General features: G+C 56.3%; 19 protein-coding genes and 1 pseudogene. 6 read left to right on the forward strand and 14 right to left on the reverse strand.

Going from position 1 to position 23,242, the window contains the following annotated elements; genetic code table 11:
- Window positions 1–12: 12 nt before the first annotated feature.
- On the reverse strand, window positions 13–1,215 hold the full coding sequence (gene fes / locus DVA43_RS11905; RefSeq protein WP_114315665.1) for an enterochelin esterase: 1,203 nt from the start codon (window positions 1,213–1,215) through the stop codon (window positions 13–15).
- A gap of 254 nt (window positions 1,216–1,469) precedes the next feature.
- On the opposite strand from fes, the gene DVA43_RS11910 reads away from it, so the two are divergent.
- Entirely contained in the window at window positions 1,470–3,710 is a 2,241-nt protein-coding gene (locus DVA43_RS11910) for a TonB-dependent siderophore receptor (protein ID WP_114315666.1), read from the forward strand.
- 299 nt (window positions 3,711–4,009) lie between these two features.
- Here DVA43_RS11910 and DVA43_RS24715 read toward each other — a convergent pair whose 3' ends face one another.
- The 8 genes from DVA43_RS24715 to DVA43_RS11955 all read right to left on the reverse strand — a co-directional run bounded on the left by DVA43_RS24715 (window position 4,010) and on the right by DVA43_RS11955 (window position 14,491).
- On the reverse strand, window positions 4,010–4,294 hold the full coding sequence (locus DVA43_RS24715; RefSeq protein ID WP_114315667.1) for a hypothetical protein: 285 nt from the start codon (window positions 4,292–4,294) through the stop codon (window positions 4,010–4,012).
- A gap of 364 nt (window positions 4,295–4,658) precedes the next feature.
- Window positions 4,659–6,806 carry a formate dehydrogenase subunit alpha gene (gene fdhF, locus DVA43_RS11925; RefSeq protein ID WP_114315668.1) on the reverse strand — a complete coding sequence of 716 codons (2,148 nt, stop codon included), beginning with the start codon at window positions 6,804–6,806 and terminating at the stop codon, window positions 4,659–4,661.
- A 150-nt stretch (window positions 6,807–6,956) separates the two neighbouring features.
- On the reverse strand, window positions 6,957–7,970 hold the full coding sequence (locus DVA43_RS11930) for a HoxN/HupN/NixA family nickel/cobalt transporter (RefSeq protein ID WP_371414035.1): 1,014 nt from the start codon (window positions 7,968–7,970) through the stop codon (window positions 6,957–6,959).
- 20 nt (window positions 7,971–7,990) lie between these two features.
- A complete protein-coding gene (gene hypF / locus DVA43_RS11935) occupies window positions 7,991–10,213 on the reverse strand; it encodes a carbamoyltransferase HypF (RefSeq protein ID WP_114315670.1) in 2,223 nt (740 codons plus the stop codon).
- A complete protein-coding gene (fdhF, locus tag DVA43_RS11940; protein WP_114315671.1) occupies window positions 10,214–12,364 on the reverse strand; it encodes a formate dehydrogenase subunit alpha in 2,151 nt (716 codons plus the stop codon).
- Between the two features lie 37 nt (window positions 12,365–12,401).
- Window positions 12,402–12,947: an electron transport protein HydN gene (gene hydN / locus DVA43_RS11945; RefSeq protein WP_114315672.1), complete on the reverse strand. Its 546-nt coding sequence runs from the start codon at window positions 12,945–12,947 to the stop codon at window positions 12,402–12,404.
- A 158-nt stretch (window positions 12,948–13,105) separates the two neighbouring features.
- Window positions 13,106–13,585, reverse strand: a complete 480-nt coding sequence (locus DVA43_RS11950) for a type VI secretion system tube protein TssD (protein ID WP_114315673.1) — start codon at window positions 13,583–13,585, stop codon at window positions 13,106–13,108.
- A 216-nt stretch (window positions 13,586–13,801) separates the two neighbouring features.
- Window positions 13,802–14,491, reverse strand: coding sequence for a hypothetical protein (locus tag DVA43_RS11955; RefSeq protein WP_114315674.1), 690 nt, complete (start codon window positions 14,489–14,491; stop codon window positions 13,802–13,804).
- Between the two features lie 624 nt (window positions 14,492–15,115).
- On the opposite strand from DVA43_RS11955, the pseudogene DVA43_RS11960 reads away from it, so the two are divergent.
- From DVA43_RS11960 to DVA43_RS25345, 3 genes and pseudogenes are all read left to right on the forward strand, one after another.
- Window positions 15,116–17,027, forward strand: a pseudogene (locus DVA43_RS11960) (tyrosine-protein phosphatase).
- A 558-nt stretch (window positions 17,028–17,585) separates the two neighbouring features.
- Window positions 17,586–17,837 carry a hypothetical protein gene (locus DVA43_RS25340; RefSeq protein WP_371414025.1) on the forward strand — a complete coding sequence of 84 codons (252 nt, stop codon included), beginning with the start codon at window positions 17,586–17,588 and terminating at the stop codon, window positions 17,835–17,837.
- Window positions 17,838–17,863: 26 nt separating this feature from the next.
- The gene (locus DVA43_RS25345; protein ID WP_327060710.1) at window positions 17,864–18,040 is read left to right on the forward strand and encodes a hypothetical protein; all 177 of its coding nucleotides are present in this window, start codon (window positions 17,864–17,866) and stop codon (window positions 18,038–18,040) included.
- 219 nt (window positions 18,041–18,259) lie between these two features.
- Here DVA43_RS25345 and DVA43_RS11975 read toward each other — a convergent pair whose 3' ends face one another.
- Complete coding sequence (locus DVA43_RS11975; RefSeq protein ID WP_114315676.1) at window positions 18,260–18,616, reverse strand: nuclear transport factor 2 family protein; 357 nt, start codon at window positions 18,614–18,616, stop codon at window positions 18,260–18,262.
- A 312-nt stretch (window positions 18,617–18,928) separates the two neighbouring features.
- Between DVA43_RS11975 and DVA43_RS11980 the strand changes: the two genes are divergently transcribed.
- A complete protein-coding gene (locus DVA43_RS11980) occupies window positions 18,929–20,014 on the forward strand; it encodes a serine aminopeptidase domain-containing protein (protein WP_114315677.1) in 1,086 nt (361 codons plus the stop codon).
- Here the strand turns inward: DVA43_RS11980 and DVA43_RS11985 are convergent.
- Window positions 19,920–20,969 (reverse strand): AraC family transcriptional regulator, encoded by a 1,050-nt coding sequence (locus tag DVA43_RS11985; protein ID WP_246842300.1) that lies wholly within the window; start codon window positions 20,967–20,969, stop codon window positions 19,920–19,922. The two genes, DVA43_RS11980 and DVA43_RS11985, sit on opposite strands and share 95 nt — an antisense overlap.
- A 248-nt stretch (window positions 20,970–21,217) precedes the next feature.
- On the opposite strand from DVA43_RS11985, the gene DVA43_RS11990 reads away from it, so the two are divergent.
- Window positions 21,218–21,820, forward strand: coding sequence for a LysE family translocator (locus tag DVA43_RS11990; protein WP_114315678.1), 603 nt, complete (start codon window positions 21,218–21,220; stop codon window positions 21,818–21,820).
- 84 nt (window positions 21,821–21,904) lie between these two features.
- Here DVA43_RS11990 and DVA43_RS11995 read toward each other — a convergent pair whose 3' ends face one another.
- The 3 genes from DVA43_RS11995 to DVA43_RS12005 all read right to left on the reverse strand — a co-directional run bounded on the left by DVA43_RS11995 (window position 21,905) and on the right by DVA43_RS12005 (window position 23,242).
- On the reverse strand, window positions 21,905–22,297 hold the full coding sequence (locus tag DVA43_RS11995; protein ID WP_246842301.1) for a cell envelope integrity TolA C-terminal domain-containing protein: 393 nt from the start codon (window positions 22,295–22,297) through the stop codon (window positions 21,905–21,907).
- Between the two features lie 153 nt (window positions 22,298–22,450).
- A complete protein-coding gene (locus tag DVA43_RS12000) occupies window positions 22,451–22,783 on the reverse strand; it encodes a DUF1493 family protein (RefSeq protein WP_114315679.1) in 333 nt (110 codons plus the stop codon).
- Between the two features lie 9 nt (window positions 22,784–22,792).
- Window positions 22,793–23,242: an STM2901 family protein gene (locus DVA43_RS12005; protein ID WP_103824149.1), complete on the reverse strand. Its 450-nt coding sequence runs from the start codon at window positions 23,240–23,242 to the stop codon at window positions 22,793–22,795.

The following is a 23,242-nucleotide window of genomic DNA, read 5'->3' on the forward strand; positions in this document are numbered from 1 at the left end:
CAGACTCCATTATTAAATAAGCGGCTGCCAGAGAGTCATCAGCCCCTGCGTCAGCCCTCCCCGCCAGCAAAGTGCATCATGTCCGCCATCCACCGGACGCCAGAAAACCGGCTGCTGTGTCTGCTGTAGCTCGGCATACAGCGCCTGACAGGCGCGAAAAATCAGCGGCTCACGTCGCCCCGCCTCCAGGACGATGCGCAGCCCCTGGGCTGAAAGTTGTTGGTTTTTGAATTGTTCAATAATCACGCCCTCCTGCTTGCCGCCGCGATGCGGCCACCAGAAGGATCCCGACTGACTGAGCACGCAGCCAAAGCGCTGGGGCCAGTGCAGCCCGGCATAGAGCGCCGAGAGGCCGCCAAAGCTCTGCCCGGCGACCACGGTGCGATCGGCGCGGTCGCTGAACGGCTCCAGCGCCTGCACCTGCGGCAGTAGCTCCTCCTGAACGGCGAGCCAGAAATCGGGATTGCAGGGGAGCTCGCGGCTGCGATGGTCGGTGTCGATGACGTCGATCAGCACGTAGACCGCAGGCGGTAACTGACTATCGAGGGTGAGCGCCGTCAGCGCGGGCCAGACCGGCATGCTCTCGGCCCAGAACTGGCCGTCGAGCAACACCGCCAGTGGACGTTCCTGCGGATCCTGTTCGCCGGTAGTGAAGATCCATACCCGGCGGGTGTTGCCGAGCCTTGCGCTCTGCCAGGTGATGCACTGCGCCGGTTGATACGGGGTATCCGGGCGATCCCAGCCAGGCTGTAGTGGCGCCTCGGGCATTTCGAGAGCCGAGACCGGATGGCCGCGTCCGCCGCGCCAGTGCTCCGGGTTGCGCGGATCGGCGATAGCCTTTGGCAGCAGCCTGCGCCAGCCTTCGCGCAGGGCCATGCGGTCCGGGGGATCGCTGGCAAACACCGCATCCGCAAAGTCGTCGTCGCGTTCAGAGGGGATAAAACAGTAGCTGCCGCGCCAGTGCGGGCTGAACTCGCCCTGCCACTGCCAGACGTCGGTGCCATTAATGCGCTCTAGCGTCTGGGGGCGGGCGTTATGGTGATGATCGGTCACGCCGGTGATATAGAGCCAGACCCTTTTTAGCGGCGAGGTCTGCTCCGTGCCCTGCGGGTCGCGCCAGCAGAACGTCACCCGATAATGATCCCCTTCCCGCACCCGGTCGGGTCCCTGTTTCGACTGCCACCAGGCATCACTTCCCGTTTCCAGCGTCGTCACCGATTTAACCCCATGATTTGTTCTGAATTGTTGATTAAAGATAAACAATATCGATAATATTATTGATAACTATTTGCATTTGCAATAGCGTATGGGCGCGCTGTGGGAAGCGCGAACAGTTAATAACCATGCTCTGCGCTGCGTACTGACTCAGGATCGAGGGGTTTTCGCAGACTGCGGGCGATATCCTTCCGCCGCCTCACCCATTCGGGACGGAGCCATGAGGCATGCGGCATCGAAAAGCAGGACATACAATGAATAATAAGCTTCACTCGCTGACCTTACTGGTCAATCTGGGAATTTACGGTGTGGCACTGCCTGCGATGGCAGCCGAAACCGCCGGGCACGAAGATACCATGGTGATCACCGCCGCCGAGCAGAACCTGCAGGCGCCGGGCGTCTCCACCATTACCGCGGATGAGATCCGTAAAAACCCGTCGGCGCGCGATGTGTCGGAGATCATCCGCACCATGCCGGGCGTTAACCTGACCGGTAACTCCACCAGCGGCCAGCGCGGCAACAATCGCCAGATTGATATCCGCGGCATGGGCCCGGAAAACACCCTGATCCTGATTGACGGTAAGCCGGTGACCAGCCGCAACTCCATCCGTCTGGGCTGGCGCGGCGAGCGTGACACCCGCGGCGACACCGGCTGGGTGCCGCCAGAGATGATCGAGCGTATCGAAGTGATCCGAGGCCCGGCGGCGGCGCGTTACGGTAACGGTGCGGCGGGCGGCGTGGTGAACATCATCACCAAAAAGGTCAGCAACGAGTGGCATGGCTCCTGGAACACCTATCTGAATGCCCCTGAGCACAACGAAGAAGGCTCCACCAAACGCACCAACTTCAGCCTGAGCGGCCCGCTGAGCGACGCTTTCAGCTTCCGTCTGTATGGCAACCTGGATAAAACCCAGGCCGACGCCTGGGATATCAACCAGGGTCATCAGTCTGAACGTACCGGCGCCTATGCCGACACCCTGCCCGCCGGACGTGAAGGCGTGGAGAATAAAGACGTGAACGGCGTGCTGCGCTGGGAGTTTGCCCCGATGCAGGCCCTGCAGTTCGAAGCGGGCTACAGCCGCCAGAACAACCTCTATGCCGGTGATACCCAGAACACCAACAACGACAACAGCAGCAACGGGCTGGTGAAGAAAAATTACGGCAAAGAGACCAACCGGATCTATCGCCAGAACTTCGCCCTGACCTGGACCGGCGGCTGGGATAACGGCATCACCACCAATAACTGGGCGCAGTACGAGCACACCCGCAACTCCCGTCTCGGCGAGGGGCTGGCGGGCGGTCTGGAAGGGCTGTTCAACAGCGATAAGTTCACCGACACAGACCTCTCCGACGTGATGCTGCACAGTGAGATCAACCTGCCGATCGACTTTATCGTCAACCAGAACCTGACCCTGGGCGCCGAGTGGGATCAGCAGCGGATGAAGGATATGTCCTCCAACGGCCAGGCCCTGCAGGGCGGCGCCATTGCGGGAATGAGCGATAATCGCAGCCCTTACTCCGATGCGGAAATCTTCTCCCTGTTCGCTGAAAACAACATGGAGCTGACCGACACCACCATGCTGACCCCGGCGCTGCGCTTCGATCATCACTCCATCGTCGGCAACAACTGGAGCCCGTCCCTGAACCTTTCCCAGGGGCTGGGAGATGATTTCACCCTGAAGATGGGCATCGCCCGTGCCTATAAAGCGCCGAGCCTCTACCAGACCAACCCGAACTACCTGCTCTACAGCAAAGGCCAGGGCTGCTATGCCAGCGCCGACGGCGTGGGCTGCTACATGCTGGGTAACGAAGATCTGAAAGCGGAAACCAGCATCAACAAAGAGATTGGTCTGGAGTGGAAACGCGACGGCTGGCTGGCGGGCGTGACCTGGTTCCGCAACGACTACCGCGACAAGATTGAAGCGGGCTATGCGCCGATCGGCCAGACCTCTGCCGGGAGAACCCGCACCGATATTTATCAGTGGGAAAACGTGCCGAAGGCGGTAGTTGAAGGGCTGGAAGGCACCCTGAATGTGCCGGTCAGCGACGCCATCAACTGGACCAACAACATTACCTATATGCTGCAAAGCAAGAACAAGGAGACCGGCGACCGTCTGTCGATCATCCCGGAGTATACGCTGAACTCTACCCTGAGCTGGCAGGTGCAGCAGGATGTGTCGTTGCAGTCGACATTTACCTGGTACGGCAAGCAGCAGCCGAAGAAGTACAACTACAAAGGTCAGCCGGTGAGTGGCTCTGAGAAAGACGAAGTGAGCCCGTACAGCATCGTCGGCCTGAGCGCGACCTGGGATGTGACCAAATATGTGAGCCTGACCGGCGGCGTGGATAACGTCTTCGATAAACGCCAGTGGCGTGCGGGGAATGCCCAGACGACGGGGAATGCGACGACGGGGGCGTATATGTATGGTGCGGGGGCGTATACCTATAATGAACCGGGACGGACGTGGTTTATGAGTGTGAATACGCGGTTCTGATGGTTTAGGTCGGGTGGCATGGGGTATATGCGGCGGCTGTAGAGGTTCCGTTCACTTCCGGAGCCGTGCTTCTCTGTTACCGCCGAACCGGTGAACGTGCCAGGGTGGCTCAATCGCCACCACCCTGGCAACCCGGGCTCCCGGCAAGAAAATCGCCGCTTCGCGGGTTGTTCGCCCCATCCCTGGGGCTTACCCCTTCGGGGCCAGCGCAAGCGCTGTCCAAAATTGCTCCCGGCAATTTTGTCCTCAGCTTATTCCTTCAGGCTTTCGGGTCGGGCACCAGCCTGCATCCCTGCAGGCTATGCCCTCTCGGCGCATCCCTGCGCCTCGCCCCGGCCTTCCGGAAACGCTTCGGCGATTTTCAGCCGGACCAGGAAGCCGCTGTAAGGTCTTTGTTTTTTTGTTATTTCTTCATCGCTGTTTTTTTGGTTTTGTAGGCCGGGTAAGGCGAAGCCGCCACCCGGCGTTGTTGTCGTGCTGCGCCCACGCCCGGCGGCGCTACGCTTGCACGGGCCTACAAAACACAAAACCTGCACCAGCAAAATCACAGCACTGAAGAATCGTAAAAAGAATAAATGACCCACAGCGATGCCCGTGTCCGGCTGAAAATCGCTGAGGCGTTGACCGCAGGCCGGGGCGAGGCGCAGGGATGCGCCGAGAGGGCATAGCCTGCAGGGATGCAGGCTGGTGCCCGACCCGAAAGCCTGAAGGAATAAGCTGAGGACAAAATTGCCGGGAGCAATTTTGGACAGCGCTTGCGCTGGCCCCGAAGGGGTAAGCCCCAGGGATGGGGCGAACAACCCGCGAAGCGGCGATTTTCCTGGCCGGGAGCCGGGGTTGCCAGGGGGGAGGCGGCGAGCCCCCCTGGCACGTTCACAGGTGACGTGGTTAACAGAGAAGCAGCGAACGCAAGGTGAACGGAACCACCACAGCATCCGCATGTTCCCCTCAACCCATTGCCATCTCCCTAAGATGCTTCTTCAGCTTATGATACTCATCAATCACATACTGTTCCGCAGCCTGCTGGTCAGCAATCGCCTCCACACGCACGGCGCAATACTTATACTCCGGCGTTTTGGTAATCGGGCTCAGGTTCTCCGTCACCAGCTCATTACAAGCCCCGATCCACCACTGGTAGGTCATATAGACCGCCCCTTTGTTCGGACGATCGCTCACCTGCGCGCGGGTGATGACTTTGCCTTTACGCGACGTCACCCACACCAGCGCTTCATCCTCGATACCCAGACGCGCGGCGTCCGCCGTGTTGATCTGCGCATAGCCCGGTTCATCAGCCAGCGCCGCCAGCGCCGCACAGTTCCCGGTCATCGAGCGGCACGAGTAGTGCCCCACTTCACGCACGGTTGAGAGCACCAGCGGATAATCCTCCGTCAGCTTGTCGATCGGCGCAACCCAGTCGCAGGTATAGAGCTGCCCCAGCCCGTTCGGGGTGGAGAATTCCTTCTCGAACAGGTAGTCGGTCCCCTGATCGGCCTCGGACTCGTCCCGGCACGGCCACTGGATATAGCCCAGCTCGCCCATCTTCTCGTAGGTGGCCCCATAGAAATCCGGACACAGATGACGCAGCTCATCCCAGATCTCCTGGGTGTTGTTGTAGTGCATCGGGTAGCCCATCCGCGTAGCAATTTCGCTGATGATCTGCCAGTCCGTTTTCAGGTCCCACTTCGGCTCAACCGCTTTAAAGAAGCGCTGGAAACCGCGGTCGGCGGCGGTGTAGACCCCTTCGTGCTCACCCCAGGAGGTGGACGGCAGGATCACATCCGCGGCGGCGGCGGTCTTGGTCATAAAGATATCCTGCACAATGACCAGTTCCAGCCCCTCAAACGCCTTACGCACCGCAGAGAGCTCGGCGTCGGTCTGGAGCGGATCTTCCCCCATGATGTACGCCGCGCGCACTTCCCCGTGGGCCACCCGGTGAGGCAGCTCGCTGATGCGATACCCGGTATGGGCCGGCAGTGAATCCACGCCCCAGGCTTTGGCAAACTTGGCCCGGTTTTCCGGGTTATTGATGTACTGATAGCCCGGATAGGTATCCGGCAGCGCACCCATATCACACGCGCCCTGCACGTTGTTCTGCCCGCGCACCGGGTTCACCCCTGCGTACGGCTTGCCGAGGTTGCCGGTCAGCAGCGCCAGGCTGGTGAGCGACCGCACGGTTTCCACGCCCTGGTAGAACTGGGTCACGCCCATGCCCCAGAGGATCGCCGCGTTTTCAGCCGCCGCGTACATCCGCGCCGCCTGGCGGATCTCCGCCGCGCTGACCCCGGTGATCTCTTCAACGGATTCCGGCGTATAGCCTTCGACGATCTTACGATACTCCTCGAAGCCCTCGGTACGCGCCGCCACAAAGGCGCGGTCGTAAAGTTCTTCTTCAATAATCACATGCCCCATCGCGTTAAGCAGTGCGATGTTGGAGCCGTTTTTCAGGGCCAGGTGCATATCGGCGATGCGCGCGGTTTCAATTTTGCGCGGATCGCAGACGATAATCTTCGCCCCGTTGCGTTTGGCCTTGATGACGCGGTTCGCCACGATAGGGTGCGAATCCGCCGGGTTGTAGCCAAAAATAAAGACCATGTCCGCTTTTTCAATGCCGACAATGGAGTTGCTCATTGCGCCGTTACCGACCGACTGGTGCAGACCTGCAACCGATGGGCCGTGTCAGACGCGCGCGCAGCAGTCGACGTTGTTGGTGCCGACTGCCGCGCGGGCAAATTTTTGCATAATGTAGTTGGTTTCATTCCCGGTACCGCGGGATGAACCGGTGGTCATGATCGCGTCCGGGCCGTGCTCAGCCTTAATGGCGCTGAGCTTGCTGGCAACATAGTCCAGCGCTTCGTCCCAGGAGACGGCTTCCAGCTTGCCGCCGCGCTCGCGACGGATCATTGGCGTCTTCAGGCGCGGGGTGAGAATTTTGGTGTCGTTGATAAAATCCCAGCCGTAATACCCCTTCAGGCAGAGATCGCCCTGGTTGGTTTTACCCTGTGCTGCTTCAGCCTTGACGACTTTGCCGTTATTGACCACCAGGTTGATTTTGCAACCCGATGCGCAATAGGGGCAAACCGTGACGACTTTCTTCATCGGTGTTACTCCGTTGGTAATATGTCCCCAGCGGTATGCATTAACTATGCCAGCCTGAAAATTAAAATTAAGTGTTTGAAAAGAAGAGGGATTAATGACGGGAAGGGGTCCGTTCGTCAAAAGTGTCATGACGAACGGACAGCGGTGACGTTAGCGTACGACCAGGGCGTCGTAGCCTTTAAAGCGGTAGTTGATTAACGAGATAACCCAGCAGGCGACAAACAGCCCGACCACGATAAACCCGGCGTTGCCGAGATTATCGTTCAGCGCCGCGACGCCGTTCCACAGGCCACCTTCAAGACCCAGCTTATCCGCCAGCAGGCCCAGCGCTTCCAGCCCGCCGATAAACAGCGCCACCACCACCGAGGTGCCGGTGATGGTCATGTTGTAGTAGAGCTTGCGCTGCGGCTTGTTGAAGGCCCAGCCGTATGCGCCCACCATAATCAGGTTATCGAGGGTGTCGATCAGCGCCATGCCGCTGGTGAACAGCAGCGGGAAGACCATGATCGCCCACACCGACATGCCGCTGGAGGCACCCGCCGCGGAGATCCCCAGCACCCCGATCTCGGTGGCGGTATCAAACCCGAGGCCAAACAGGAAGCCCACCAGATACATGTGCCAGCTGCGGGTGACCAGGCGAAACGCCGAGCGGAACAGCCAGTTCATCACCCCGCCGCGGGCAAACGACACCGTTTCCGGCACACTTTCGCCGCGCTTCATTTTGTTAAAGCTGCCCCAGACGTCGCGCAGAATAACCAGGTTGACCAGCGCCATCGCCAGCAGGAAAAAGGCGGAGACCGCCGTGCCGATAGTGCCGCCGGTTTCGTGGAACCATTCTATATTGCGGCTGAACGCCGTAGCGGTAGCGGCGATAGCAATGGAGGCCAGCACCACAATCGTCGAATGCCCCAGCGAGAACCAGGCCCCCACGCCGCAGGGACGCTTGCCCTGCTGCATCATCTTGCGGGTGACGTTATCGATGGCGGCAATGTGGTCGGCATCCACCGCGTGGCGCAAGCCATAGCACCAGGCCAGCAGGCTCGCCGCCAGCAGCGATGGCGTGGCGTGAAAGAGGTAAAATGCCAGCCCCCAGGCGAGAATATTGGTTGCGATTAACGCCAGCATCAGCGCCAGGGCTTTGGGATGGTTATTGAAATATTTCATGTACATAGTCAGATCCAGATTCAAAGAAAAGTCGCGGCGGCAATCACTGCCTGCCCAAAAGCCACCGCCCCGTCACCGGCGGGAAGCCGCCCGGGAAACAGCACGGTAAAATCGCGTAGCCAGAACTGCAGACGCTCGCGCAGCAGGCGGTTGTGCAGCACCCCGCCGCTGCAGACAACGGTGGAGAGCGCCCGCCGCCGGGCATGTTCGCCCGCAAGGGTCGCCAGCCCTTGGGCCAGCGCGTCGTGAAAGGCCCACGCCCGGGCGTTGTCCGGCGCCTGCCAGCCGAGCCACTGGCGCCAGAAGGTGACCATATCCAGCTCGCCGTTGCGTACCGGCATCGTGACCGGGTGGCTTTGCGGCGCGGCGCTCAGGGCCAGGGCTTCCAGCCGACAGGCGGCCTCCCCTTCGTAGCTGATCTGTTCCGGGGCGCAGTTGAGCGCCGCGGCCACGGCGTCAAACAGCCGCCCGGCGGAGGAGGCCAGCGGCGCATTCACCCCGCGTTCAATCGCCCGGGCCAGCGGCTGCCAGGGTTTGTTCAGAAGGAGGACGGCCTGCGGCAGCGTCCGCCACTCGGGGACAAACGCCTGCCACTGGGCCAGCAGGTTGCGCCAGGGCTGGCGCGCCGCCAGATCGCCGCCGGGCAGCGCCACTGCCGGTAGCCCACCCAGCTTTTCGCAGGTGCGGTAGTTCACCCGCAGGCACTCCCCGCCCCACAGCGCGCCGTTTTCCCCCTGACCGATACCGTCCAGCACCAGGGCGATGAGATCCCCGCCGTCCCGCGGCCAGCCGTGTTCCGCCATGCAGGCCGCGGCGTGGGCGTGATGATGCAGCACCTGATGCTGCGGATAGGGCATCTGCTGGCCGAGCTGCGTGGCGCGGTAGCCGGGGTGGGCATCGGTCACCACCCGCTCAGGGGTAAACTGCCAGATGTCCTGAATGGTGGTCAGGGCCTGCTGCCACTGACGTTCGGCATCGTCATCATGCAGATCCCCCAGATGCTGGCTCAGCACCGCCTGGCCGCCGCGTACCAGGCAGAAGGTATTTTTGCGATCCGCCCCCAGGCAGAGCAGCGACGGGGCCTGTTCAAAACCGGGCGGCAGGGGCAGCGCATCCGGCACAAAGCCTCTGGCGCGGCGCAGCATTTCCCCGCTGGCGCGCATCACCGAGTCGTCCATGCGCTGGACGATATCGCGGTTATGCAGCAGCCAGCCGTCGGCGATCCCGGCGAGATCGCGCAGCGCCTGCGCGTTGGTGAGCGCAGGCGGGCAGCCGTTCAGGTTGCCGGAGGTCATCACCAGGGGGCGATCGAGATCTTGCATCAGCAGGTGCTGGAGCGGATTGGCGGCCAGCATCACCCCCACCTCATTAAGCCCGGGGGCGATGGCCTCGCAGAAGAGAGTGTGTTTTGCCACCAGCACCACCGGCGCGGCCGGGGAGCGCAGCAGCGCCTGCACGTCGTCAGGCAGCCATGCGGCGAGACGCGCGGGGATCATCACCGCCAGCGGCTTGGTCGGGCGGCGTTTACGTTCCCGCAGCCTGTTTACCGCCGCAACGTTTTGCGCATCGCAAGCCAGATGGAAGCCCCCCAGCCCTTTTACCGCCACGATCCCGCCCTGTTTCAGCATCAATACGGCGGCCTTCAGGGCGGCTTCCCGCTCCTCACGCGCCTCGCCGCACACCCAACTGACCTGCGGCCCACATTCCGGGCAGGCCACCGGCTGGGCGTGAAAGCGCCGGTCCGCCGGGTTGCGGTACTCCGCCTCGCAGGCCGGACAGAGCGCAAACCCCGCCATGGTGGTGGCCGGGCGGTCGTAGGGCATCGCCCGGATAATGGTGAAGCGCGGCCCGCAGTGGGTGCAGTTGATAAACGGGTAGCGGTAGCGGCGCTCGCGCGGGTCGTTCATCTCCGCCAGACAGGCCGGACAGGTGGCGGCATCCGGCACCACCTGGGTGGTCATCTGGCTGTGGGCGCTGGCACGGATGGTAAAATCCACCGGAGGCTGCGCCCAGCGCCAGGGCTGCTCATGGATATTGTCGATACGCGCCAGCGGCGGACAGCCGACGGCAAGCTGGCGGATAAAGGCCTGCGCCCCACCGACGAGACGCACCTCCACCCCTGCCCCGTCGTTGCAGACGTCGCCCTTGAGCCCCAGTTGCTGGGCCACCTGCCAGACCCAGGGGCGGAACCCCACCCCCTGGACTTTGCCGCGAATGCGCACCCGCGTGCCGTTTGTACTCATTTAACTCTCCACCGCCTCACGCAGGCGGGTTTTCATGTCGCGATAGGTGGTCTGGGCGTAGCGTTCCGCCCAGGGCTGATCGGCGATGGCGTCGATTTTGACGGCGCAGTATTTGGTTTCCGGTGTTTTCGAGACCGGGTCAAGATTGTCCTGGGTCAGCTCGTTACAGGCGCCGATCCACCACTGATAGGTCATGTACACCGCCCCCTGGTTGATGCGCTCGTTGACGTCCGCCCGGCTGATCACCTTCCCGCGGCGGGAGCTGACCCACACCAGCTGGCGATCCTGAACGCCCAGTTTTGCAGCATCCTGCGGGTTCATCTGCACAAAGCCCGGCTCGTCTGCCAGGGCCTGCAGCGCGGCGCAGTTGCCGGTCATGGAGCGGCAGGAGTAGTGCCCCACTTCGCGCACGGTGCAGAGCACCAGCGGGTATTCATCGTCCGGCACTTCCGCCGGCTTGCGCCACGGGGCGGCAAAAAGCTGGCCTTTGCCGTTCGGGGTGTCGAAGCGGTTATCCGCATAGAGCCACGGCGTGCCGGGATGGTCGAGGGTCGGGCAAGGCCACTGGACGTGCCCCATCTCACCCATTTTTTCCCAGGTGACGCCGTAGAAGAGCGGGCAGAGCTCGCGCATCTCGTCCCAGATCTGCTGGTTGTCGCGATAGTGCATCGGGTAGCCCATCTCTGTGGCGATCAGGCTGATGATCTCCCAGTCGCGCTTGACGTTGCCTTTTGGCTCAACGGCTTTTTCAAAGCGCTGGAAGCCGCGGTCGGCGCAGGTAAAGACTCCGCCATGCTCGCCCCAGGAGGTGGCGGGCAGCAGCACGTCCGCCGCCTCGGCAGTTTTGGTCATGAAGATGTCCTGCACCACCACAAAATCGAGGGCCGCAAAGCCTTTGCGCACCAGGCCCAGGTCCGCCTCGGTCTGGAGCGGATCTTCCCCCATGATGTAATACGCTTTGACCTTACCCTCCAGGGCGAGGTGCGGCACCTCGGTGATGCGCACGCCCACCTGGTCATCCATCCGTGCAGGATCAACGCCCCACGCCCGGGCGAACTTCTCCCGCACCTGCGGGTCGGTCACATCCTGGTAGCCGGGGAACTGGTTGGGTATGACCCCCATGTCGCAGGCACCCTGGACATTGTTCTGACCGCGCACCGGGCCGACGCCGCAGTGTTCGCGCCCGAGGTTGCCAGTGAGCAGCGCCAGGGTTGAGAGCCCTTTCACCACGTCCACCGCCTGCCCGAACTGGGTGACGCCCATCCCCCACATCACGGTGGCGGATGGCGCGGCGGCGTAGATGCGCATCGCATCGCGGATCTGCCGGGCGCTGACGCCGGTAATGCCCTCGACGTTTTCCGGGGCGTATTCGCGCACCGTCTCGCGCAGCCTCTCCAGCCCGTCGGTGTAGCGCGCCACGTAGTCGCTGTTGTAGAGGTTCTCCTCCAATAGGGTGTAGATGAAGGCATTCACCAGCGCCATATTGCAGCCGTTTTTGATCTGCAGATGGCGGTCGGCGATGCGCGCGGTTTCGATTTTACGCGGATCGCAGACGATCACCTTCGCGCCGTGCTGTTTCGCCTTGATCACCCGCCGGGCGACAATGGGGTGCGAGTCGGCGCAGTTGTAGCCGAAGATCAGCAGACATTTTGAGTGCTCGATATCGCTGATGGAGTTACTCATCGCCCCATTGCCGAGCGTCTCCTGTAGCCCGGCCACGCTCGGGCCGTGACACACCCGGGCGCAGCAGTCGACGTTGTTGGTGTTGAGCACCCCGCGGGCAAACTTCTGCATCACGTAGTTGGTTTCGTTCCCCGTTCCGCGGGACGAGCCGGTGGTCATGATGGCCCGCGGGCCATACTTCGCCTTGATCTCTCCCAGCCGCTTCGCGGTATAGCGTATGGCCTCCTCCCAGGAGACCGGCACAAACTTGCCGCCCTTCTGGTAGCGGATCATCGGCTGCGTGAGGCGCGGCGTCAGGATGCGGGTGTCGTTGAGAAAGTCCCAGCCGTAGTAGCCCTTCAGGCACAGCTGGTTCTGGTTGGTCACCCCCTCTGCCGCTTCGGCACGGACGATTTTGTTGTTCTCAACGACGAGTTTTAATTTGCAGCCCGCACCGCAGTAAGGGCAAACGCTGGTGATTTTTTTCATCAGTAACAGACCTGCTAAAAGTGAAAAGAGAAAATGCTTACAGCATCATGGAAGAGACAGTGTCCAGCGCCGCCCGACGGCGTTTCTCCTGGCTCAGCTGCTCAAGTTTTTGCCTGTCGATGCAGACAATGGCGTTGGTCGGGCAGGCCTGCACGCAGGCCGGACCGTCCGGCTGGTGGTAGCAGAGATCGCACTTGTTGGCTTCGGCCTTCTCCGACATCACGTTCAGCCCGCTACCGATGCTGCGCACAACCGGACGCAGGACCACTTCCATCGCGCCGTACGGGCAGGCCACCACGCAGGTTTTGCAGCCGATGCAGCGCTCCTGGTGGACGTGAACAAAATCGTTATCGCGGGTAATCGCCCCGTTCGGACAGACGGTGGCACAGGGAGCATCTTCGCACTGGCGGCACATGGTGGCGGTGGAGACGTTGACGCCTTTAATGACGTGAATACGCGGCAGGAAGTTCTGCGGGGTCAGCGACGCGCAGTCCTGGGTGTCGTGATGGGAAACAACGCAGGCCACTTCACAGGTACGACAGCCGATGCATTTGCTGGCATCGGCAATGATAAAGCGATTCATCCTTTAACTCCGGCTGGGTAATAAGCGGGAGGGGGTATGCATAAATCGCGCCAGAAATTATAGCGTTGAATTTAAAGGGTTTTATTGAGGGGTGTCACTGTCGTCGTCAGAAGTGACGATGACAGGATTGCACTTTTATTTAGAAATGATGAACTCGATCATGCACAGCATCGCTCATTCCATGAGTCACGGTAGATAATATTCCCATCTGTATATTTCCAGGTGATCGCCTCGTAACGTAACTCCAGCGTTTCAAGATGAGTACTACTCATTCCATTCGGAGCCAGATAGGGTGCAACAGTTGTAAATTTCACATTCTCCAGAATGATATTAAAATATTCAGCCTCAATACCTGAATCAATGATTCGGTACATCTTAATTGTGGCTTTCTTCATCGTTCTTCCTTCACATACTGCACGATAAATAAGCGGCGTGGTCCGGTCGAACTCTTTTACTATAGTGACGGGGCGATGGACACGCGTCCCGGTAAGCTTTCCCAGATTCGGATCCACCGGAATGGTGACACCGTGGGAGAACGACTTAAGCTCAATTGAGCCTAATCGTAGCGGCATAATGCAGCCACCTACAACTGGAGAGCCATTTTCATCTTCAAGCCATAAATGGGCGGGTGTAGACATATAACGTCCTTATTATTTCAAAAATTTAAATTGAGCTTTACCACTTAATGAAAATTAGAACAACTAAAAAAAACACAGGTATAGGCCATAAAGGACCGTTTGGAAAAAAATGTATCAGCACCAATGCGAATAATATTGTTAAAATGGACGGACCATAGTAAGAGAGTAAAGACTTAAATATCCGCCTGAATATTCTATATATTATATTAATCATGGTTAACTAATCATCTTAGTGATGATATCAGCTATATCGCTATCCGATGTTGAATGAGAGAATGCTCCGGCTCGTTCAAATAATGGTTCTACCAGGAAATACATCATTTCAAGCTCCCGTGAGTACAACGCTGCGTAATAGGCTGGATAGATATATTTCAGACGTTGCGCACTGTCGGCCGCTTTCTGCACGACGCCATACATACCCACAACGGCAACAACTCCTCCGGCCTTACCGCCAACCGACGCACTCATTTCAAGACTTAAGTTCATACCAATAGCGACACAGTAAGCGACCGCTAGCGCGAATCCTGCGCTGGTGAGAGCATTTGCGTCAATATGAACGTTAACCGCCATTAACTTACGCTTGATATTCTCTAACTGCTCAGACGTTTTGTACTGAAATATATCATTGAAATAAATACGAAGCATTTCACAGGCAATATCATTGTTCTGAAAGACCTGTACAACGCCATTTGCAAAACGAACATCTTCATTCTTTTGGTTTCTACAAACATCCTGATAATCATCTGTAAAACAGGATGTGTAATAAAGGGCTCGTTTAGCACCTGCGCCTATGGTTTCTATCTGCGTGGAAACCACTTCTCTAACGCCTGTTAGCGCACGATCGAGCTTTAACGCAAGAATATTGTTTGCTTGTAAATAGCTAATAACGTCATTGTTATAATTCATAGCCGCCCTGGCAATTTAGCTTAAGTCAACCCAGCGAGTATAAGAGGTAAAATTTAATGAGTAAATAAGCAAATTATATTTTGCATCTAATAAGTTCATAAGAGAACTTTTAAACGTTCTGGGTAATAGTTATGGCATTTATAGGGGCTGTCATCGACATAAGTAACGATGACAGTTTTGATATTTTCGCTGCGGATGTTAAAGGGGCAGGAAATATCATTTTCATGATAAGCAATAGTATCAACATCGTAGGCCGGGCAAGCGAAGCGCGCCCGGCATAGACTTTCTGGAAAGTGCCTCGCAACCTCTAAATTAACCTTATCCAATTCATGGTTAACGCTTTTATAACTGTAATCAGGCTCGTAGAGTGACTGCGTTGCGGCAAATCCACAATCGGTCGCAGGAACCCGTATTCTACATAGCGATATTTATAAGTCGCAGCAGCGCTTATCCTTCAGGCTCGCGGCGGCAGTGGCGAGCCCCTTTATTGATTCAAAGAGAAGGTAAGGTTGCATCATTCGATACCCTTCATAATCAATAATACGATCTATTTTGCAACATTAATGCAACATTTCCTCAATATACTCCGCGCCTTGTTTACATTTATTGACAAGGAGTATTGCTTTGAAATCGTCCGTACGTCCTCTGGCTGTCCTGATTTGCCTGTTCTGCACCACCGCCCAGGCTGAAACTCTCCTCAACACGCCCCGTCTCGCCGGGATCGATAATCTCCGCGATATAGCCGGAATCGATACGGCCTACACCACCACCTATAACGGTGAGATGCGCTCCGGCGTTTTCTATCGCTCCAATGCCCTGACGCCCCAGGGCGACGATCTTGCCACGCTCAACAGCCTGGCGATTTCCACGGTGATTGATGTCCGCTCCCCGTCGGAAGTGGCCGCACAGGCCGATACGCTGCCTGATGGCAGTCGATATGTGAACATCGACCTCATCGGGGATAACGGCACGTTCGTGATTGATCTCAGTAAGATGACCGTCGGCGATGTGGACGCGATGATGGAAGAGGGAGAGCGTAGCTTTGTCACCAGCGATTATGCCCGTCAGGGACTCGGCGAAGTCTTCCGGGAGCTGGCTAACGCGGATGATGCTGCGCTCTATCACTGCACGGCAGGTAAGGATCGCACGGGGTGGATTAGTGCGGTATTGCAATCAATAGCGGGCGTCAGTCAGGACGATATTATGGCGAACTATCTCGCCACCAACGACTACACAGCGGCACGCCTTAATGCCACCGTCGCCATGCTGCCGGCCTCGATGAAAGAGACGTACGGCGCACTGATGGGGGTGCGTGCAAACTGGTTGCAGGCTGGCCTGGATCAGGTCATCGCCAGCTATGGTTCAATGGACAGTTACCTTAAGGACGGGCTGGGCCTCGACCAGGCCACCATTTATATGCTCAGAGGCAAGATGGTGCGCTATCTGACGCTGCCCGGTCAGGAAAACCTGTCTGGCAATGCGGGGGCTGGGGCCAGCGCGCTAAATGCTCTGCAGGATTCGGCACTCTCCGGACACTACACCGCGTTCAACTATTATCTCCAGAATGCCATCGATCAGAGATCGTTAGGCGGCGTGGAAAAACAAATTGGCGGCCAGGTTCATGCTGATGCCGAAAGCTATCTGCTGCGTCAGCCATCACGACAGTACGACGCCATTGCACCACAGATTACAGGCCGTAACCTTCAGACGGAGCAGTCTCAGGTCTGGCTGCAAGGGCTGACAAGTTACCTTGGAACAGACAGCCACGACGGCGCAAGTTCCAGTAATGAGCATACCAACGGAGCGCTTGTGGGCGTCACGCACCGCTTTAATGACTCCGCAACCGCTAACGGTGCCATCGGTTACAGCCAGGGTTCTGTTTCTGCGGCAGGAGGTGATGTAAAAACCCATACCACCTCGGCTACGCTCGGTGCTCGCTATGGTTTCCGTTCACTTAACAGCGGTCCATGGGCGGGTATACAGGGGAGTGCGGGATACATCGACTATGAGAGCGAGCGACATCTGGGGGGGGGGCTTAGGTACGGCTCATGGGGACAGCAGCGGTCAGTACTACAGCGGCCGGGCCTCAGTGGGTTGGCTCACCAGAGCATCCTCACTGACGATCGATCCCGCGCTGGGAGTGCAGGTCACTCACCTTTCGATTGATGGATTTCAGGAGAAAGGCAGCGAACTGGCGCTGGATATGGCAGGCGTGAATGAAACGCAAACCAGCGCAACCGCCGATCTGGGCATAGCCCTGTTGCCGCAACAGGTGGGAAGCTGGGCGCTAACGCCGGGCATCAATCTGGGCTATGAACGCCTGCTGAATGACGATAGCGTGAACAGTCACGGAACGCTGTATGGAATAGGTATTGATCAAACCTCTTCATTCGGCAGCAAAAATCTGTACAAAGCGGGTCTGCGTCTGAACGGGGAATACCGTAATATCACGGTCGCGACGCGCGTGGATTATCTTTCAGCAGATACTCACAGCGACGGTGTTACAGGTCAATTAGACGTCGCGATAGCATTTTAATCATTAATGTATTCTGCTTTCCGGTTGCGAAGATGAAGACGCAGCCGGAAGACTTTAAAGCTGCTTCTCGCACATTGCCGGTAGTTATTAACTCAGCGTCAGCAAAATCCCCTCACCTCCTCCCGCAACTGAACCAAAAGGTCGTTCAGAGTGTAGCTGCTGAAGACGCGGGAAATATCATGTTCATGTAAAGCAAGAGCAGTAGCATCGTAGGCCGGGCAAGCGAAGCGCCCCCGGCATGGCCTTTCTGGAAGGCGCCTCGCAAACCTCAAAGTAACCCTATGTAATTCAGGGTTAAGGCTTTTATTCCCATAATCAGACTCGTAAAGTGACTGCGTTGCGATACATCCGCAACCGGGCGTAGGAACCCGAGCATATATCGACATTCACTATGTCGTGGCAGCGTTTATCCCGTTACAATCACGGTGGCGCTGGCGGAGCAGCCGAGAGGCTGGCCGTTTTCTATATGCGCGGTATTCCTACCTCCGTCAGCGCTGCCTCCCCGAGCGTAGGAACTCATAGGGTGGCTAATTTAAATAGCATATAGAGGATGTCATTATGACTACTATCCCAACCCTGACTTACCCGCAATCTGACGAAAACGTTATTGATCACCTCATCCCCCTGCCCCTTACTGCTAAGTCGGATCTCTTTGAGGTCGCCGACAACTGCACTGCGCTAGTGAGCATACTGATTGAAACTGACGACAGTTCAACCCGCGCTGCGCTCTGCGAACGTCTGCTGCACGCCCTGCGCCAGTTGCGTGAACTTTGCGATGTCGAACTCCCGCCGACCTTTTCGCCCAGTTAATTCAGGGGGAATCACTCGCCTCCTGTATGCCGGACTGCTGGCGGGAAACCGCCCCCCAGGTGGATTATGCGCTGGCTTTGGTGCAGGCCATTTTGGGTGGAACGCTGCCTGCCAGCGTTGAGAAAGAACTGGCGGGGCTGCTGCATGATCTGGTCTGGCTGCTTAATGAGTTTGTGAAGGAGCCTTATATCAGCGTGCATTGAGTGCGGGTGGAATTTAGTTAATGCGATCTGATTTGAGGTTGTGAAAAGGGGCTGTGGCAGGCCCCTTACTGCGTTTGAGTGTCCGTTAAGAGCGAAAAGCGGACATTATGGCCGTCTTCAAATCGAAATGTCAGTCTTTATCAAATCTAAAATACAGATGCGATAAATTCAGCCTGCTCGGGTATCAGTAAACTATCTCAGCGTTTACCTCTTATACTTTCAGGCTGCAGAGCTTTTCACACCAACAACCTGCCAACCTGTTCCCGTCATTGCCCAGGTGCGTAAATAATGAAAACGGCCATTTGCGCGCTGACCGGCGTAGCTGCCGATAACTGACAGACAGGTATTCACCACCAGACAGCCGCTGTATTCGCAGGCGTCAAACGATTCACGCGTTACAGCTTCAATATGAATCTGGCCAGAAGCATGCATTGCCAAATCCTCTGTTTTCGTGACCTGTTGCCCGACGTGATTAATGAATATAAGCGAATCTGCAATGAGCGCGTTAAGGGTTTCGCAGTCTGAGCGAATCATGGCCTTAATAAGCCGTTCTTCCAGCTTCAGAGCCTCTTGCATAATGACCTCCTGTTAAAATTGACTGAGTGCTGTACAGCCTGTCGCCGCGCAAACTCAATACGCCGCTCGCAGTCCATAATAATGCGCGACTGATAAAGGACAGCGGCAATTATAGCGAACGACAAGTCCGCTGGCCTGGCCGATCGCATGATATGTCCGCATTTGCAGCGTTCACCGCCATCGCGTCGCGGCCAGTAAAGTGACAGGCGCACTGAGTACGCCTTTGAGGACGACCTGAATCCTGTTCCAGGACGCGGCCACTACGGATTTCTATTATGAATACTCCCTCATTCTTCTAAAGAGGGCTGTCATATGTTTATCAAATCAGGGTTTCTTTTGCTTTTGCTTTACGCCATGCAGGTCAATGCTTATCCCGGCTTTCGACAGCTTGAGCTTACAGATCGGCAGGAGAGGGCGCTGAAGCTGGCAGTATGGTATCCCTCCGTGACACTGGGCAAGATTGAAAAAACAGGCGAGAATGCTGCGTTTGAGGGTGTGTCCGTTATTCGTGATGCGCCGCCTGCGCAGGGGCAACATCCTCTTTTGGTTATCTCGCACGGTTATAATGGCAGCTGGCGAAATATGTCCTGGCTTGCGCAGATAATGGCGATGCAGGGTTATATTGTGGCTGCCCCCGATCATCCCGGCACCACCACCTTTAATCAGAATCCGGATGAAGCGAGAAAGCTGTGGCAGCGTCCGCTGGATATAACGCGGGTTATCGATTTTATTACTGGCTCTCCCCGGCTGGTTGGCGAAACCGATAACAGTCGTATTGCCGCTTTAGGTCATTCGCTTGGCGGTTGGACCGTGCTGTCGCTTGCTGGCGCGCAATTTAACGCCAGGCAATTTATTAATGACTGCCAGTCGCGACCGCAGCGGAATGATTGCGTGTTAATCGAAAAATTGGGGATTAATTCAGATCTTACGCGCGAAAAGCTTTCGGCAAATTACCGGGACGCAAGAATTCACGCCATTGTTTCGCTCGATTTGGGTTTAGCGCCGGGTTTTACTCAGCAGAGCCTGCGCCAGATAGACAGACCCGTTCTGATCCTTGCCGCTCAGGGGGATAATGTAATCAGACTCCCGGCCGCGCAAGAGTCCGGTTATCTCGCCACCTGGATAAAACCGCACTGGAGAGAGTATGACGTTATCGCCGGGGCAACGCATTTCAGCTTTATGCAGTTGTGCAAGGCGGGTGCGGAATCACTGCTGGATAAAGAGTCGCCGGGCGATGGCATTATCTGTCGCGATCAAAAAGGATTTAACAGAATCGAGCTGCATCAGAAGCTTGCAGTTAAAATCAGCGCATTTCTGAATGCGTCGTTAAATTTTCCCGCTGCTGCTGACGGAAAGCCGTCGGAGAGGCGCCAACAACGCGTTGAAACTCGCGATTAAAATTCGATTTGGTAGTGAATCCGGACTCCAGCATGATTTCCGTAACGGGCAACGCGGTGCTGACCAGCAGCGTCTTTGCCCTTTCGATACGAAATCCGTTTATCCACTGAGAGAGATTTCCCGCGCTGACCGCGTTAACCGAACTGGAAAGCTGACGAGCGGGAATCCCCGTTTTCCTGGCCAACAGCGCAAGCGTCAGGTCGGGGTTGAGGTAAATCTGGCTATCCCGCACCATTTTCTCTAAAGCATTGAAAGTGTTGGCCGCTTCATCCTCTACAATAACTGGACGCGCCGGGGCAACCTTTGCCCCGGTCTCCGCCTGCGCCACGTGTTTTCCGGCAGCCAGGATCGCCGCGCCAATAAAGGGCAACAGCATTGCCTGAGCAATCGCGATAATGGACGGCGCGAGTTTTCCACCCGTCATCCCGAAATCAAACAAGATCAGCAGATCGGCGATGGCTGAGAGGCACAGGAAACAGCCAGCCAGGGACGCCATTCTTTTTGTTTGCTCAAGTTCACCCCGACAGAGGGTCAACCGGCGGCCTCCCTGTCGGGCAAAGCTGAGCAGGCTGCATCCGTACCCGGTAAACAGCAGTATCAGAAGCCAGTCTGTTGACGCGGGCCACACGATTCTGATGCATAAAGAGAGCGACGCCGGCGCCAGCAGCTGTATTAAATAGCGCCGCCTGTTGACCGGGGCCATGGAGATAAAGCTGTGCCAGACAACGGGCGGCAAAAGCATTGCCAGGAACGGCTGAAGATGCCTCAGCGAGGCGAGGTTAAATTCCCAGCGCAGCGTAGTAACAGCAATAAGAAGAATGCAGGTAATCAAAAAATAGAGCGTGCCGCGATGACGTTGATGCGCGGGAAACAGCGCCCGAACCAGCAACAGCGTTAAGGCCAACAGCGTTAATACAGGAAAGGGCACAGAAGGCATGGTGGCAAAATCAATCAAGATATTGGCTGGTAATCATTGCACATTTCCCAAACACTATCTCCTCTTATAAAAAGCAGGTGAACTACATCAGTAAGCTATGTGCCAACGTCCGCTCCTGGCACGTAGCGGACCGCTTGAAGAGCCATATGGTCTTCTAAGAGCGAAGAGCGGGCATTCTTTGATAATGAACAGTCCATGGCTCCTAAAACAACGAGATGACTACTGAGCTTGCAGAGAGAAGAGACGTTACATAATATTGAAAGCATATGGAAATTAATCTCATTGGCTTTTTACCTGTATTACTGCCTGTTGCATTATCACCCGGTGCAAGTTTCACACTTGTCATGAGCAGTGCACTGTCTGGTGGGCGCAATGGTCTTGTCAGAACCCTCGCCGGAACAGCATTGGGTATTTACACTCATGCTCTTCTGATTGGACTGGGTATAACTGCCCTTATTGTTTCATCTCCCGCAGTTTACGATGTCATAAAACTTGCAGGTACCCTTTATCTTCTTTGGTTGGGTTTTATGCTCATCAGAAGCGGCTTGAGTGCAAAGCTCAATTACCGGAATAATGGCATGACCACAGTTACTCTAAGAGATGCTTGGCTGGCTAATATCTTAAATCCTAAAGCTATTATCTTTTACCTCACTGTTGTTTCTCAGTTTAGCGGTAAGCATGGTGGCGTAGAGAATTACCTGGCATTAGCTTCTGTGCACGTAGCAGTTATGAGTCTTTGGCTTATTGCCATTAGCCATACCCCGGTCTTCTCAGCCAAAAAGGTTAATCCAGCGCAGCTAAAAAAATACGTGAACACAGCTGGAGGGACTCTACTCATCATTTTTTCACTACATAATCTTGCACACTGAGTTCTGAAAACTCAGCAAGCTATAGTCTTGAGAGGCAACGTCTGCTCTTGGCACAAAGCGGACATTCCAGCGTTATTTACCCGCCTACCCCCGCATATCAAACCCAACCTTTTGAAAATCCCGATACACCTCCGGATTACTAAACGCCGGGAACGTCGCTTTTTGGGCTGCCACTTTCAACGCTTCACAATACTCTTTATCGCCATCGCTGGTAGATACCTTTAACGCCCTACTATCCTGCGCAAATTCCATATGCAGCCTGCATTTCTTTCCCTTCCAGCGTTCTGGCTCAGCGATTTCATCCTCTATCGCCGCCTTGATTCCCCGTGCCTGCGAGCCCCACTCATCCTGATCGTCCCAGCGGCCAGAACTGCAACTGCCCAATGCTGAGGTTTTGTGGCATCCCGAAGGTTGTAACGGCGCACACCCTGCCGCCAGGCTAACCACTACTGCAAGCATGAACATCTTCCCTGGCATTTCGCGTGCTCCTGTTAAAATTACTGGCGCGTTATTTTCGGCATTACGGATTATCAGACTGCGGACCGGTGCCGCCGATTATGCTGTTCAGATATAGAACAGCTAGCAGAACTGAACGGTATCAACTAAACATCCAGACCCTACTGGCGTAACTTAATCAAATAACCATTTACCTGCTTCGGCAGATTCAGCGAACATACGTACAGTAAGTGGTAAGCGGGTTGCCTCAACGTCTTTCTGTTTAACGTTACCAAACCATCGTTTTAGCCGAGGAATATTCTGCCAGGGGAAATAGTAACGCCACTTCACATTTGACAGATCCACGTTGAATATCTGCTCATACTTAATCAAAACGTAATGTAGATCATCTCCTGGCACGTCAAATAAATCAGAATCCAGTACAAGCATTACCTCTTTGCCCTCATTGTCGAGTTCCTTCGAGATCTCTTTGTTGAATAATTCAAGTACCTCATTAGCGATTGTCATATTTTTGCATCAAAAAGATGTGAACTGAATACGGTCTTTAGGGCGAGCAATCAGGTTGTATTTTGCCTGAGTTTTACGTGAGACCTGGTACAATGAATTGACCAGCCCAACCCAGCCAATCCATGGAACATAACGAGCAATGACAGCGGCGAGACTATTAGTCGTTCTCATTCTTATACCGACGGGAGTTTTAACTCTCAAGCCAAAGGGTACTTTTGTATCCTTAAGCAGCATTCGTGCATACTTAGAGACAACACTCGTTCCTTTGATAGCCGTTCCTGGCTTCGTTCTTGTTTCCAGCCATGGTTGACCAGCAAGGATAGCAGCACCAGACGAAACCCCGATCCCGAATTCATCACAAAATTGCTCGAGGAATATCACATCAAATAGTTCGCCAGCCGTCAGGTTAGATTGACCGTGATAAAAGTATGTTCCGTTTCTTTCTTCTGTGGTATCCAT

Origin of the sequence: Leclercia sp. W6 (assembly GCF_003336345.1) — a bacterium.
In the GTDB taxonomy this organism is placed as follows: domain Bacteria; phylum Pseudomonadota; class Gammaproteobacteria; order Enterobacterales; family Enterobacteriaceae; genus Enterobacter.